This window comes from Claveliimonas monacensis (assembly GCF_014982975.1).
Classification (GTDB): domain Bacteria; phylum Bacillota; class Clostridia; order Lachnospirales; family Lachnospiraceae; genus Claveliimonas; species Claveliimonas monacensis.
In genome coordinates this window covers 39,991-55,265 of record NZ_JADCKL010000012.1, presented here as the reverse complement: position 1 = coordinate 55,265, position 15,275 = coordinate 39,991, and the positions used below count along the sequence as shown (strand labels likewise).

Annotated in this window: 10 protein-coding genes; 1 reads left to right on the top strand and 9 read right to left on the bottom strand. The window is 45.1% G+C overall.

Translation table 11 applies throughout. From position 1 onward, the window contains the following. Positions 1-3: 3 nt before the first annotated feature. Complete coding sequence (locus INF30_RS12290; protein WP_226395418.1) at positions 4-1,392, bottom strand: PqqD family peptide modification chaperone; 1,389 nt, start codon at positions 1,390-1,392, stop codon at positions 4-6. A 510-nt stretch (positions 1,393-1,902) separates the two neighbouring features. Here INF30_RS12290 and INF30_RS12285 point away from each other — a divergent pair. Then, positions 1,903-2,619, top strand: a complete 717-nt coding sequence (locus INF30_RS12285; protein WP_226395417.1) for a hypothetical protein — start codon at positions 1,903-1,905, stop codon at positions 2,617-2,619. Positions 2,620-2,670: 51 nt separating this feature from the next. Here INF30_RS12285 and INF30_RS12280 read toward each other — a convergent pair whose 3' ends face one another. The 8 genes from INF30_RS12280 to INF30_RS12245 all read right to left on the bottom strand — a co-directional run bounded on the left by INF30_RS12280 (position 2,671) and on the right by INF30_RS12245 (position 15,243). Continuing rightward, the gene (locus tag INF30_RS12280) at positions 2,671-3,375 is read right to left on the bottom strand and encodes a class B sortase (RefSeq protein ID WP_226395416.1); all 705 of its coding nucleotides are present in this window, start codon (positions 3,373-3,375) and stop codon (positions 2,671-2,673) included. Positions 3,376-3,516: 141 nt separating this feature from the next. Further along, positions 3,517-9,075 carry a SpaA isopeptide-forming pilin-related protein gene (locus INF30_RS12275; protein WP_226395415.1) on the bottom strand — a complete coding sequence of 1,853 codons (5,559 nt, stop codon included), beginning with the start codon at positions 9,073-9,075 and terminating at the stop codon, positions 3,517-3,519. Positions 9,076-9,340: 265 nt separating this feature from the next. Next, a complete protein-coding gene (locus INF30_RS12270) occupies positions 9,341-10,669 on the bottom strand; it encodes a hypothetical protein (RefSeq protein WP_226395414.1) in 1,329 nt (442 codons plus the stop codon). 90 nt (positions 10,670-10,759) lie between these two features. Further along, positions 10,760-12,727 carry an ERF family protein gene (locus INF30_RS12265; protein ID WP_226395413.1) on the bottom strand — a complete coding sequence of 656 codons (1,968 nt, stop codon included), beginning with the start codon at positions 12,725-12,727 and terminating at the stop codon, positions 10,760-10,762. A gap of 13 nt (positions 12,728-12,740) precedes the next feature. Further along, positions 12,741-13,115, bottom strand: a complete 375-nt coding sequence (locus INF30_RS12260) for a hypothetical protein (protein ID WP_226395412.1) — start codon at positions 13,113-13,115, stop codon at positions 12,741-12,743. A gap of 14 nt (positions 13,116-13,129) precedes the next feature. Then, complete coding sequence (locus tag INF30_RS12255) at positions 13,130-14,119, bottom strand: hypothetical protein (protein ID WP_226395411.1); 990 nt, start codon at positions 14,117-14,119, stop codon at positions 13,130-13,132. A gap of 19 nt (positions 14,120-14,138) precedes the next feature. Further along, the gene (locus tag INF30_RS12250) at positions 14,139-14,693 is read right to left on the bottom strand and encodes a hypothetical protein (protein ID WP_226395410.1); all 555 of its coding nucleotides are present in this window, start codon (positions 14,691-14,693) and stop codon (positions 14,139-14,141) included. A 28-nt stretch (positions 14,694-14,721) separates the two neighbouring features. Then, positions 14,722-15,243: a hypothetical protein gene (locus INF30_RS12245; protein ID WP_226395409.1), complete on the bottom strand. Its 522-nt coding sequence runs from the start codon at positions 15,241-15,243 to the stop codon at positions 14,722-14,724. Positions 15,244-15,275 lie beyond the last annotated feature (32 nt).

The following is a 15,275-nucleotide window of genomic DNA, read 5'->3' as shown; positions in this document are numbered from 1 at the left end:
TTATTAATCCCCCATATGACAACTATAATTGAGTGTACCTTCTAATTCATTCCGCATTACAGGGCATTCCATTTCACATACCTGATCACAATGGACACATTTTCTAAAATTATTGCCTCTGATTGTTTTCAGCACCTTTGAATTTTTCCATATGTTACCCAAGTCATCATGTAAAATATTTAGTTGTTCATTTATAAGTAAAGAATGATCTGTTGGGCACATCTTAACGATACCATATGGATTTATAGTACAGTGTATCAAACCAGCACCGCATCGAGGCATCATTCCGGCAATATCAAAAATCTTAGTGTATTTACTCTCTTTATTCTTTGAAAATTGATTAGGAGTAAATAGTACCATATCTGTATTGCCGTATTTTTTATCAAACCATTGATTAACATCTTCATAAAAGCTATTTAGGCCTTCTAAATCGCCTTTTTGAAAGCAAATTTCTTTTAAGTTCTTTGCACGTCCACCTAATTCCAACGGAATTACACAAACTTCTCGCACACCTATTTTATATGCAACATTTACTATTTCTTTTAAATTGAAAATTGTTTTTTTGGTTTCCATTACATTGCATCTTACTGGAATACCTGCTTCTAGACAGGCTTTGATACCTTTAATTGTTTGTTCAAAAGAACCTTTAACCCCTCGAAATGCCTCATATGATTTTGCATCATGGCCATCAAGATTACTTTCAACTTTTGAGCAGCCTGTCCTTTTTAATTCTCTCGCCATTTTTGAATCAATCAAAGTAGCATTTGACAACAAGCTATATGTTCTATTCTTGGAGTGAATGTATTCACATATTTTTATTAAATCATCTCGCATAGTGGCTTCTCCACCTGAAAGAAGAATTTCAAAAACATCATTTTTCACAATGTTATCTATTATTCTGCACCACTCTTCATAACCTAGTTCTTTCTCTATTGTCATACCTTCTTTACAATAATCAGCATCGGCAAAACAATGTATACATCTTAAATTGCAAGCATATGTAAGCTCCAATAATACTTTTAATGGTGCTCTTAATTCATATGGTTCCATACCTAATATAAAGTCTTGCCATACCAAAGTGTGTTCTTTGCTCTTTTGCAAATAAACGCTTGCATTACTATTGTCGCTTGAACTTTCCGATACTACATATCCACTTTTTTCTAAATAAGAAATATACTTTAAAACGTCTTCTTCTACTCTTGAATAATCGACATCATATTTTTTTGTAATTCTTTCAATTGTTTCCTTAACACTATAACCCTTGCCAATTAAATCCATAATTTCAAAACTGCTATTGTTAAGGAGTTCAATAACCAATCTATCTCGCTCATAATATAGCCCACCAAATTTTTCGGCTCTAATTAAACCTGTTATTTTATATCTTTCGTTCATAAAACACCTCCTACATTCTTTTTTAGCGATACAAAACATGAGACGATAAAATAATTTCTAGTTTTGCATATTTTACAGTTTTTACATTTTTTCGTTGTTCATCTTTTTTCTAAATCTCATTTTAATCCTCTTCTTTAATATCATATAAACTATCTACTTAGTACAAAAAATACCGTTCTCTCTTCTCAAAGTCCATGTCATAGAATAGTTTTAATGCTATTTTTTCTTACTTGTTTTGTATTTCTTTGTAATAAAATTATATGTCAAAAATAAGGTTTTTTACGAAAATTTAATAAGTGTATTATTCTGCTGAATTATCGTACGAATCCATAAAACACTCTATGTTTTTTTAGAAAAAGCGTAGCCGCTATCATCTCTTTTTATCTAAACAAGCGACTTTTCAAAACAATCCGGAACAATCCGAAAGCCATAAATTCTAATGGTTTCTTGTCCTTACTTGTGCTATTATAGAAAAGTAATAACAAATACTAAAACTGGGAGGATTATTTTATGACTGTTTTAGATTTAATAGAGATATTACAATTGAACAAAGACAACAATATTTTCATTCCTCTTCCACCAGGCCCATATCTTGAGGATCATTCTATTTTTGAGATATCTTCTAAAAAGATTATTTTTTACGAAGGACTGACATTACCCGAATTTTATAATTCTAGAAAAGATGTTTTATATGACCTTGTAGAATATATCCAAAAAAATGTTGAATCTGTATATGACAACAAACGGGAACTCCTTAGATACTTTTCCGTATTTCAATTACTAATCGCACTAGAGAAAGCCACTGGACACAATGATTGTGAATCTTACGATAAATATTTAGAAACCGCTAAACAATATGTCACAAAAATCAACCAGGCTATTAAAGAGAACTATCAAACAGACGACATACAGGATATGAAAGACTTGATATATATTTTATCTAATAAGCCCTTATACCGCGAATTATTCTTCCATGTTCAAGTTTTTGACTATAATAAAAATCAGCCCTGTCCCAATAAAGAGAATAAGGACTATTATTTCGGAAATAAACGTTTCCATAATGAATTTGATGTTGTCGGTATCAAAATTTATAACGATTTTGTTGCATTATGTCCCCCTAAGGAAATACGTATTCCGAATAAAGAATTAAACCAAAATGAAAATTTATCACTTGAACAAAAAATTATTACCGCTTTTGACTGCTGGGAGACGGATTTCAATCTCTAAATCCAGCTTCACTCAACCATTCTATTATAAAAGGGGCATAAGTTGCCCCTTTTATGAATGATGTTTTAGTTTTCCTCTAACAATCACTCTCCACTCTGACCTTGAGCTGCAGGTAGACAGAATCAGTTCCTTTTCATCTTCATTACCGTTCCCCAGCTCATATGTTTTTCCTGCTGCCTTCACTTCTTCACACCCTACAATCTCATAGACCTGCACACTACCATCGGACAGGTAAAGCCAAATCTGCCGGTTTGCCTGATAAAAATCCAGATCCTGAAACTTACGCAGCACATGGAACATACTCCCATCCCTCATGTTATGACCATAAATGATATTCTTTCCATCCGAAAAGTCAGACGCATTTCTGGAATCCAGAAAAATGCTCCCGGCAATGTTATACTCTTTCCGAAAAGTATGATGCAAATAATAGGAATTGTCTGTTCCCTGCACTACAGGATAGTCCAAGACTCCAGGTACACGGATCCATGCTACAATATCCGAATTGATCTGTTTCAATGCTTCAAAATCAACGGTAAAGTCCTCCGCACTGCCGGATCCCTCTGTCTCTTCGTCTTCTTCATTTTCTGTCTTATCCTCTTGAGGCGTATCCTCTTCGTCTGTTTCTCTTATATATTCCGTCAGTTCCTCATATTCCTGATCCGCCCTCTGGTATTCGCTTACTATCTGAAAGATCCAGATCCCTGCTGCCAGCAAAACAGCCACTAAAACTCCCAGCAATATATATTCTTTTTTCATCCTCTGCCTCCAATCAAAAAAAGAGCGGCAGCATACCCAAAAAGTACACTGCCGCTCCAGACTATACTATTCTAGTAGCCTGCTTCTCTGCCAGACTTCATGTTTCTTATTTGATCCCTGTTTTACTTACAGATATTCCTCTTATCTCTTACTGCGCCGGATCCGAATGATCAGAACGATGATTCCGATCACCGCCAGGATTCCAATAATCACTGGAATGATGAGCATAGTATTATCTCCGGTCTTTACTTCTTCCGGAGCATCCGGTGTCTTCTCATTGGTAATCTCCTGTACCACTTCGATCACTTTTGTTTCGGCATCCTGATAACTGAAAGTGATCTCATAGGACTCTTCATTTGCCACATAGCCCTCTAACGGCTTGGTTTCCGTCAGGATATAAGTAATGTCCCCAGCCACCTTGCCGTCCGCATAGGTTGCGATAGGCAGCAGATCACTGGTCACTGTACCATCTTCGCCTGTTGTCAGCTCCGCCACCACTTCTCCGGTTTCCTGATTCGTCAGGGTAAATCCTACGCCGGCCAAAGCCGATCCGTCTGCTGCATCGGTCTTTTTGATCACAAGCTGGCCCATGGGAACTTCATCCACCATGGAAACCTGCTGGATTTCTCCGGATTCCTCTACGGTAAATTCTACATCTGCTGCGATCAGAAATCCTTCCGGAGCAGATTCTTCATGGAGTACGTAATCCCCAGGAGCTAAGTATTCCACGTAATGAGGCTCGTTTCCGGAAGTCCATTCCTCTACCACTTCTCCATCCGGTGTCAGGATCTGTAAAAGCGCTCCTTCAATCTCCTGCTCCCCGGTAATGTCGGTCTTACTGATCTCCACCTTTGTATGATCATCCTTCATGGAAACCTGCTGGATCTCACCAGTCTCTTCCACTGTAAACGTCACATCTTCCGCACGCACATAACCGGACTCCGTAGGTGCACTTTCTTCATGCAGGGTATATTCGCCTACCGGCAGATACTCGATCAGATGAGGCTCGTTTGTAGAGGTCCATTCCTCTACAACCTCTCCGTCCTGGTTGATGATCTGTAAGTGCGCCCCTTCCACTTCCGTTTCCCCAGTTATATCTGTCTTACTGATCTCCACCTTTGTATGGTCATCCTGCATGGAAACCTGCTGGACCTCTCCAGATTCTTCAACCGTAAATGCTACATCCTCTGCACGAACATAACCATCCTCTGTAGGTGCGGACACTTCATGGAGCGTATAATTCCCAGGTGCCAGGGCATAGATCACATGGGGTTCTGCAGTGGATACCCATTCTTCCACCACTTCTCCGGCTTCATTGATCACCTGGAGCGTGGCTCCTTCCACCTCTTTTTCCCCGGTAATATCCGTTTTCGTAATCTCTGTAACCGTAGGCTGATTCTCCACTTCCTTTGTGATCTCGATCACTTCCAGAGCCGGGTCTGTATAGGAAGCATCCACTTCGATCGGTTCCTCATTTGGCAGATAGCCCGGCAGATGTTCGATCTCCCGGATCTCATATTTCCCATGGGGAAGGTCAGAAGAAAAGGCAAGGGTACCGTCTTCCCCGGTGGTTCCCTTTTCGATCAGAGCCCCTGCTTCCACAAGAACGCTTCCATCTGCACCGGTGATATCCTCAGCCGCATACAGGCCGAATACAACGCCTGCAAGAGGTTCTTCAGTCTGAGAAGATTTTTTTACCACGGAAAGATCCACTTTCTGTCTCTGGTTCTCAATCTCCTTTGTCACATAGTCTACAGCAACTTCCTGCCCCTGATAGGTGATCGAGAAATCCTTCTCTTCCGGATCCAGAACAAAGGAATCCCCTGTCTTCGTCTCTTTGATATAGTAATTTCCTACCGGAAGGTTATTCAGAGTCCCTTTCCCGTCCTCGCCTGTTACAATAGATCCAACAAGGGCATCCTTTTCATAACGGATCACCAGATTTCCCTCTTCATCTGTCTGACCATCCGGTGAGTAGATGACATCCCTTGCATAGATGGAAAATTCTGCTCCGGCAATCCCCTGTTCCTCGTAAATAAAGGAATAGCCTTCTGCAACTTCCATGGCATCCTCTCCGGTAACCAGATTGGACACACTATTTACAATCCCGGCCAGTACATTACGGGCTTTTGCAAGGATTGGCTCCCCTGCTGTCTCTGCATCCACCAATACTTCACCGGTCTTTTCAATCGTCAGGCTGCCTACAGCCTCATCATTGTAGACTTCCACCACGATGATGTATTTTCCGGTATCCTCTTCCACCTCATGAGCAGTCTCGCTGTCTACTTTGATGGTAATAGAATCCCTCGGAGCTCCCTCATAGACGCCTGCATTTGTGACCTCATTGAGCGGAATCGATGTCTCCCCATCCATCAGGGCGTTTTCATGCCCAGGCTGTACAAACAGGTTGGGGCTTTCCACCTCTTCGATCCGGTAGGTGCCGCTTTTTAGCTGCTCCGGTGTCTGCAGGTATCCTTCCTCATTCGTCTCGAACGTATCAATGGTATCCACTTCCGGATAGCGTACCTTCATAGATACGTATTCCTCATTTTCCATATCATAGATCTTATATTTCGCACTGTTCTTTAATACCGGCAGCCCGGTCTGGGCGTCCTTCTTAATGATCTTAAAGTAGAATTCATAGGGACGGTCATCGAAGACACGCCATGGCTGCGGCTCTCTGCTGTCCTCGTCAATCGTCACGAGGAATGGATTGATCCCGTTCATGTTTTCCGGCACTGTAGATTCGATTACGACATATTTTCCATAGGGAAGTTCCGGGGAAAGAACATATCCGTTCTTATCGCTGAACATCTCTTCCGTAACGATCTTTTCCCCATTCTCATAGTAGGAAGCGCACTCTTCCTCACTGAAATCATAACCAATGAAATCTTCTGCAGTATATTCTGTGCCATTGGACGGCTCTAAGCTTCCATCCTTCACTCCGCTCAAAGAGCTGATCAGGTACACTTTAAACCCGGCCCCTTCTAACAGGTCTGTTTCCGTCTGGTCACCATCCTCAGAAATCTTAATGAGTTGGAACGCCTGTTTCTTAATCGTCTCCACCACGGTCACATCCCGGCGTACGATTTCCACTTCCTGCCCCTCATAGGAAACCTCCACCGGATATTTCGTCTCATCGATCAGATAGGCATTGGAAGGTGGTGCAGAGATCTCCTGCACATAGTAGCTTCCAAGATACAGGTCTGTGAAATCCAGTTCTCCATCTTCGATCACACCCTGGGTCACCAGCTCATCCTTTTCATAAAGAGTCCCGCTCTTGCCGTTTGGGTGCTGGATATCTTCTGCAGCATACAGCCCGTAAACCGCACCGTCTAAATCGCCATCCCCTTGGGATACGGAAGACTGAGTATCCTTGTCGATCTTTTCAATATGGATCTCACCCCGCACCTCCTTGTTTGTAAAAGTGTGGGCGAAGGTATAGGTGTAGGTTGTGTCATTCTGATACTCATAGTAGAACTCATAACGGTCGCTGCTCATATAGTAATATTCCGGAGCCTGGATCTCTTCTACTGCATAATGGAAATCAACGGGGATGTCTGCTGTAAACGCTGCGTTGCCATCCGCATCAGATTCCACGCTCTGAATCAATGTCCCGGATTTTACAAGTACGGTACCATCTGCCGTTGTAATGTCCTCTGCCGCATACAGCCCGAAGACAGCGCCTTTTAATGTCACATCATCGTTCTCGGATTTCTTTACGATATTGACTTCCACATTCGGGCGTGCGTTCGTATAGGTTGCCTCTTCCTCTGAGAGTTCCACCGTCTGACCGGCATAGGAAAGGGTCACATCCTTTGTGCGCTCTTCTTCAGATTCTCCGATCGTCAGGGAATGAGGCGCTTTTATTTCCACGATCCGGTAACTTCCCAGATAGAGCATCCCTGTCTCGCAGCTTCCATCGGCCCCGGTCATCAGCTCTTCTACCAGATCTCCCGCATGATGGATCAGGGTCTGTTTATCCTGGCTGTAAATATCCTCTGCCGCATAGATCTTATACTGGGCATCCGCAAAAGCTGCATTTTCATAGATAAAAGAAAGATTTCCCTCTTCTCCGGAAACTCCAGATAACTTCTCTCCCTGTTTCCGGATCACGATCTTCCCTTTCTGTTCCTCGTTGGTCACCGTAACTGTCTGTGTTGTTGCAACTTTAAGTTCCACATTATAAACAGACGTGTTCAGCTTATAGCCTTCCGGAACAGAGATTTCTTTTAGGTAAACCGTTCCGTCTCCCATATTCAGCTCTGCTTTTGATGCGCCGTTCTCGTCTGTCGCCGGCATCTCTGTGATCAGGTCTGTGCATGCCTCGTCCCGGTAGATTCCGAACACTGCTCCTGCCAGGCGGACTCCGCTCTGGGCATCCTCCTTAATCACTTCCACCCAGGAGAAATCCATCCATTTGATGGAAAAGCTGACACTGGCGCTCGGTTCCTCATAGAACTCGCCATAACCGACATCCTGGTATCCGTCTCCTGCGGAAACCACCAGTGTCTTCCACTGGGCTCCGATCTGCCCGCTTAAGTTTCCGGTATTCCATGTTCCATGAACCGTTTTTGCTGCGGTAAAATAGAACGTGGTTCCTCCGTAAATCGTTACTGTTCCTCCACTCTGCTCACCGCCGTCTGTATCATGGTAGGTGACACCCGTCGGAAGGTTCAGGGTGATATAGTTTCTGTGATCCCCGTTTAATGTGATAGGATCTGTTCTCTGCACATCCCCCTCCAGATAGGCGTTTTCCTGTGTAGAGGAAAGGCTGATGGCTGCACTCGGCGGTGCCTCCTGACCGTAAAGGAACTGGATATATTCCCGGACTTTATACTTCTGAATCCCGCTCTCATAACAGCCGGTAAATCCTACGTCCTCTCCTGCATAAGCCACGCTGGCAGCAAGGTGGGTCATGATGTACTTCATGTCATTGCTATAGCCGCTTAAGTAATCTCCGGTCAAGTCTCCCGGGCCTCCATAACCATAGTACAAGACTTTTTGAAGATTTAAGTTGCTTTCATAAATCCCTGCTACATAGTCCGCTGACGGAGGAGAATTTAAGTTCGATTCAATACAGTATGCCAGCCGGTCATTGACATAGAAATAACAGGTGCTGTAGGATCCAAGATCACTGGGATACCAGATCCGCTCGCCCTGTACCAGGGTTGCACTTTCCCTTGTCGAGGCAAGGGCGGAAGGCACAACGGACAGATATAAGCCATCCTCTTCCGTTACGCCGTCTAGTTCAATCTCCGCCCCGGCAGGGTCAGGATCCTCATCTTCTGACGAAGCATCCTTATCTTCCTTCTGCTGGGACGAAGGAGTGCTGTTCTCTTTTGCGTTACTGCTGACCGTGATCGTCCGGACCACTTCATAGGTTTCACCTGTCGATTTTTCTACCCGGTAAATACAGTCGTAAGTTCCTGGCCGGTCCGCATCAAAGGCTTTTCCATCCTCATCAGCGGAGGCAACATAGGATACCTTATCCCCTTCCTCTGTATGGATCCCGGTAAAATCGCTGGCAATGTCAAACGTTTCCCCTTTCTCGATGGTCAGATCTTCTGCCTGGGAGTTTTCCTGGCTCTGTGATGCTGCCGCATATGCAGTGTCCGTCGGTACACTAAGAAGCGCAGAGCAGCCAAGCAGAACAGCCAGAAATCCTGCAGTCAGTCTCGTTTTCCAGTTTTTCTTCAAGTAAACTTCTCTCCTTTCGTTCCAAATCTTCATTCATAAAAGTGAAAATGGCGGCCTTACAGGGCAGGGCGATTATTTTGCCTTTCGTAAAGCCGCCGTCTCTTACAGATTCGCCCTGCCACATGATTCAGGTCTGTCCCGGATCATAAAAACCTCCCTTCTCATGGCTTTTAAGCCATGCAAAAAGGGAACTTAAAATAAGTTCCCCTTTTGCATAACCTAAATCTTATCCCTGCACGTTTTTCTGAGACGGTTTCTGCCCCGCTTATGCAGAATCGCATTTCTTCCGGATCTCTCTTGTCTCCCAGTCATCGATTCCTTTTTCATGTTCATCCCAAAGTCCGTCTTCCCCTACATCCCACAGTTCCCTTTTGCAGGTAAGGCCCAGCTCCTTGCAGACACGATAAGCCGAGTTACATCCTTTCCGGATCGTGTCTCTCTTTAATCGTTTTCTCGGGCACTCAAACTCCGGATTCCCATGTTCCTCTTTATCTTCACATTCCCTGCATCTTTCATCATAGTCCTCCTGACAGGTCAGACGGAGCATCTTGTCCATGTCATACATTTCATACACATGCTTCACGCCTCTCTCCTTCGCAGCTTTTAAAACTTCAGAAAGGTCACGCCAGTTTCCGATACCAGGGTTTCCAAGGAAACAGTCTCCCCTGATCTGGGAAGCAATTTCCGCTTTTAGGATTCCTTCTGTCAGGAAGATGCTCTCTCCCTTTGGTACGCCGGATACTCCCACCAAGCTTGATATGGCAGTCCCTTTTTCCATGCCGCTGCTGGAGAGCCAGACATATTTGTTCTTTTTTACCGGACGGTCAAGGCGGATCTGGAATCCCCGGAGAAACCCTTCGATATCATAGACCGGGCATAAATACCCTCGGTTTCCGTCATGGAAGTTAAGATCCCATTCTCCATCCCAATTTTTAAAGAATCCAGGCACGCCTTCCAGCTTACAGCCGTCTTTGATCAAACGCCTTGCAATGGACAGGCTTCCTTCCACATTGATACTTCGATACCCTTTCTCTATCATCCTCTGAATGATCTCATCACTTACGCCCCTCCGGACGAGGTCGTTTCGATGCACTTGTTTCAATTTAAGGTATTTCAGCATCGCTCGATACGTCTGATCCACCTGTTCTCTATTAAGCGGCTCGGCCATCTTCTTTTTCTGGCTCCCGGCTCTTTTCTTTACCTTTTGGGACTCCTGCTGCATGGCTTTCCTGGATCTCATTTTTCCGTTTCCCTGACGCTGCTTTTTCCGGTAAAGCTCACGGTATGCTCTCTTATAGCGGTCCTTCCCCTTCATATGCTTCAGTTCTGCATAGAGGGTGACCATGTTATAACCGCTGCCGCAGTCATAGCAGTGAAAGACATTTTTTACCTGGCCGCCACCGCACACGCAGATGCTCGCCTTTCCCCGGGCATCCCCACAGAACGGGCAGACCACATTTGCTTCATTCTCCGGATCTTTCACCCGATAGCCTTTTTGACAGTCTTCCAGTTTTTCAATCCCCAGGTAGGCGGCAACATCCATGATCGTAAAAGGCGCAGTATATTCTTCATCCTGAGTTTTTCTTTTTTTCATTTCACTACCACTTTCCTTTGTGAGGATGGACTTCTTTTGAAATCAGGAAAGAAGAAGGAGCTTTCCTTCCTCTTTCCCCGAAATATAGGCTTATGCCGCTTTCTGTTCCAGATTTTCTAATACCATCTTTGCAGCATCACGAACACGGAAATCCGATCCCATGTATTCTGTCGCAAACCAGGAAAGCTGTTTACGCCCTGCGTCGCTTTCCAGCATTTCCTCAAAAGTTTTCCCAGCAAATAGTGCATAGGGGCAGATGGTCTGCAGAGCTTCCTCAAGCGTCAAAGGCGTTTCTTCCTCATCCCGGATTTCCTCTTCCAGTGCTTTAAAGAAATCCTCTTCGTCTGCTTCATCAAAAGGAACCTCTTCTGCCTCTGCAAAGCCGTTCTCATCTTTGGATGATCCGCCGGTTCCTGATGTATCCGCATTTTCTTCCTCTGCGGGGACATCCGCTTCCGCTTCATCCTTTCGATCAACTCCCGGTACTTCTGGTTCCTCTGCTTCTTTCAGCCCATCTATCCTGTTCTCTGGTTCATGCCCTCTGCTTTCTACAAATTCAGGAGCACTTCTTTCTGCATTTGCTTCCTTCTCTTCTCTTGCTTCACTCTCTGTAAGAACAGAACCTGTACTTTCTTCATCTGCTCGAAAAGAACCCGCAAAATCCAACAGGCTCATCTGGGCGGTATCTTCACCGCCCCCTTCCTTGTGATGCCGCCCTTTTTTTCGTTTTCTTCTCTCTTTGCCATGTACCTTATCACTGTCCGGCGCATCCTGTTCTTCACTTCTATCGTCTTCCTTGTCTTTCGCCGGCTCTGCAATTTCGCCATCTTCTTTGATAGGCTCTTTCCCTTTTCGATCATCCGGCTCCTTCGGGTCCTCATTCACGGTTACCGTTCCGTCTCCGCCAGAAGAAGCATCCTTTTTCTCACCAGATACAGTCTCAACCTGCTCTCCTGCTTTCTTTTCCGCAGGTAACTCTTCTTCTCTCAGATCACTCTCTTCTGCTTTCTGTTCCGGCAGATCAGGCACCCTTTCAGGAACACTGCCTGTTTCCTGCGGTTCGTTCTGCGCCACTGGTGTTTCATCCTTCTTCGGATTCACACTGCTGCCAGACGGTTCGTCAGGAACCTTTCTCTCCGGACAGGAAGTTTCATCTGTACTCCGGAAACTGCCCTGGACTACTTTTTCTGCGCCAGGCATAGGGATCACCCGTCCTTTTCCCGATGAAGTGTAGGGAGCTGTCTCTTTAGCCCCTCCAGATTCACCATCTCCATTCGGATGATGTGCCACTTCCTTTCCGTCGCTGGCCGGGTACTCTGCCAGTTCCTGCTCTGTTCCACTATTCTTATCGCCACGTTCTGTTGCATCACCTGACGTTTTCCCGAAGATCTCTGCCGGGTCTGGTGCCGCAGATGTCATCTGTTTGGCACTGCTGTCTCCATTTCTAGTCCGGTCGCCCACGTTATTTTTCCTCTCCCCTGCATCTTCTGCAAGCCGTCCATACAAAGGGCTTTTTCCAACTACATCGGAAGGAGCTTTCTTCGGGTCTGTATCTTTCCGTCTGCCAGAAGCGGTTCTGCCTGTTCCAGTCTGATTCGGTATCTCCGCCTGTTTTGATGCACCGCCTGCCGGCTTGCCTTTCATATCCGGGTCTTCCGATACCTGTTTGATCTGGAATTTATACAGCAGGAAGTGTTTCAGGCCATAAGTCCATGCTGCTCCCTGTGCTTTTGCCGGAGAGTCTTCATGATCCCCGATCAGATGGATATGTACCGGCTCCCTTTCTGCAGGCTGGTCTGCATTCACAAGGCAAAAATACAGCTCGGAGGTATAGATCCACCGCCCATCCTTAAACTCTGTTTTGGAATCTTTCTCTTCCATCTCCTGGATACAGATATGGTACTTTGCAAAAGCCGGATTGATGATCTCATAGATATCATCGATCTTCACGAAATCATAATCCACTTCATCAGAATAATGTTTCTTGATCAGCTTCGGCAGCTTTTTCGATATTTTGATCAGTTTCTGCTGAAGATTCAGCATATGTCTTTTTTTCATCCTGTGTATCCTCCTATAAATATACCTGTGAGATATGATCCTCTAAATACTTTTGTTTCCGTTTCCCGAACGGAATCTTGAATATGTAGATCCGTTCAAAGGGAATCTGGTTCTTTTTCAATCCATATTCAAACAAATCCCCGATCGGCACATCATTTTCCTTGTCATGAAACGCATGGACCGCACGTATCGCGATCTGTTCTGCTTTCCACTTAGGGTCGAGCAGCAGATAAAGGACCGGTTCTACCCCGTAAGAATCTGCTTCCTCCTGTCCATACGTCGCATCCAGATCCAACAGAAACATACGGTAAGCTCCCGGCCTGCGTTTTTCACGTTTCTGTTTCGTTTTCCTTAATGCAAGGCACTGCCTGATCTTCCTTCGAATCATAATGTTCTCCTTTCCTATGCGGCATCGGATATTCCTGATTTTTCCGCCTCGTAGAGCCACCGGTTCCGGATGCCCACTTTCCAGATCTCGGTGATATCCCACGCCTTGTCTTTTCCATACTTTTTGAGCAGATCCCGCTTCTCTTTCCCGGAGATTGTAGAAATAGGATAAACACCAAGGAAATTCCGAAGAATTTCCGGTTCCATATGGAACACATCATAGGTACCATTCCCTGCCTCTGTAATCACGGCAACTTCATCATCAATCCCTTTTACAGCTTCACGGATGCGCGTGATCAGAGCGATTCGCTCCCGTCTCTCTTCCTGATACCGTATCTTCTCCTGCTCCACAGCTTCTTTCAGGATCCGATTAATCCGGTACTGCTCTTTGATCCTTTTGCAGAACTTCCGGCCATATCGGAAGATAAAAGTTTCCGGATTCTTCAGATAGGAAAGATACGTCCGGTAATCGAAGTAATCCCGGTCCCCGTCAAAGGTAAACTGCCGGATGTCCTCTTTGAACCGTTCGGATTCTTCGCCTCCTGCAGCCTGTATCTCTGCTTCTTTCTTGATCCAGTCTCTGTACCTGCATAAAACGGAAGTCCTCTTCCATGGAAAGATCTCTTTCTCCTTCCATCCTTCCTCTTCCCCCAGTAACTTTATGGCATACTTCTGGATTTCCCGCTCTGCCTGACGTTTACATTTCTGCTGGAAACGGAACTTCTGGTTCTCCGGAATCTCTAAGAAACTCCGAAGCTGGTAAGAAACATCCGTCAATTCCCAGGTATCCATGTTAAAGATTGCCAGAAACTGAAAGTCCCGGCATACATACCGCTCCTTTTCCGCTGTCTGCCCATAAACAAAAATAAACGGGCAATGGTACACCTTAATAAACTGCCATCCCCGTTCTGTAAGCGTCTGCTCTTTCCTTCTTCTCAGCCACCGGAACATCCGGCGTCCCTCTGTCGTCTTCTTTGCCCATCCCGGCTTTCTTTTTCTCTTCATTATTATCCTTTTCCTCCTTTCATACAAATGGCAGGCAGTAATCCGCAGCCCAGTACCTGAGGCTCTCTAATACCTGCGTTTTTTCCGGGGTTACCCAGATCCATTCTAAAAAGAATTCGGTCAGATGCTGCTGTTTCTCCCGCTTTGCAGTTTTCAGCTGCATCCAGAATGCCTGCATGAACTCATCTTTCTCCCGGTCAGAAATCCTGCATAACAGATTCCGCATTTCTTCAGCTTCTGTGCCTCCCGGCTGTTTCCATTTTGCCCGGAAGAGAGGCTTGCACTTTGGCAGGTCAGGAAATTGTATGACAGCCATCTTTGCTACCTTCACCGCCCACAGCTCTTCTTCCTTCCATTCCGGAAGAGTCGTCAAAAACTGCATCCAGCTTAATACCAGGTAATCCATATTTCGACATATTGTCTTTTTCCGCTTGTCACCGCGGATCTGCCGCAACAACTTCTGAGTTTCCCAAGTGTTGCCTGCTCCTTTTTTCGCTTTATAGTCTTCAGCCATACGAAGCAGGAACCTGGCATACCGGATTCCTTCTACTCTTGGTTCCCTAAACATTTTCATATCGTATTTTGCTCCTTTCTTTCAGCCTTCAGATAAACGGTAAATGTGCATCAATGTCACAGATCCAGGAGAGGTTTTTCCTGTTCCTGCAGTCTGCACGAAGCCAGCACATCCCCATCCGGGTGAAACTCTGCTGCAGGGTACGATGTTCGCTCATAAGCGCCTGTAAAAATCCTGCATACCGTCCTGCCGAATCCGTCCGAAGATAAGTAGACAACGCTTTCGCAACATCCCGTGGCGATTCTGAATCAACGCTGCGGACTGTTTCTTTTTCAGATACCTCCTTTAAACTTGTAACTTTGGGAGGCTCCACCGGACGGTTATAGATCTCTTTCGCCAGCTGCACCGATGCCTCGTTTCGCGCATCATGATATTCCATCTTACTTAAGATCTCCAGCCACGCAAGGTTGAGATAGGTAAATGCCGTTTTTACGTCAGTTCCCTGTTTTCCCATTTCTTCTGCCAGAGTCTTGCCCCTGTCGATACACATACTGTTCAAATATGTTCCTGCAACCAATCGTTCCATTTCTTTTCCATTCTTAAGGTTCATCCTGTCTCCTTTCCCTCTGATTTCCTGTATCC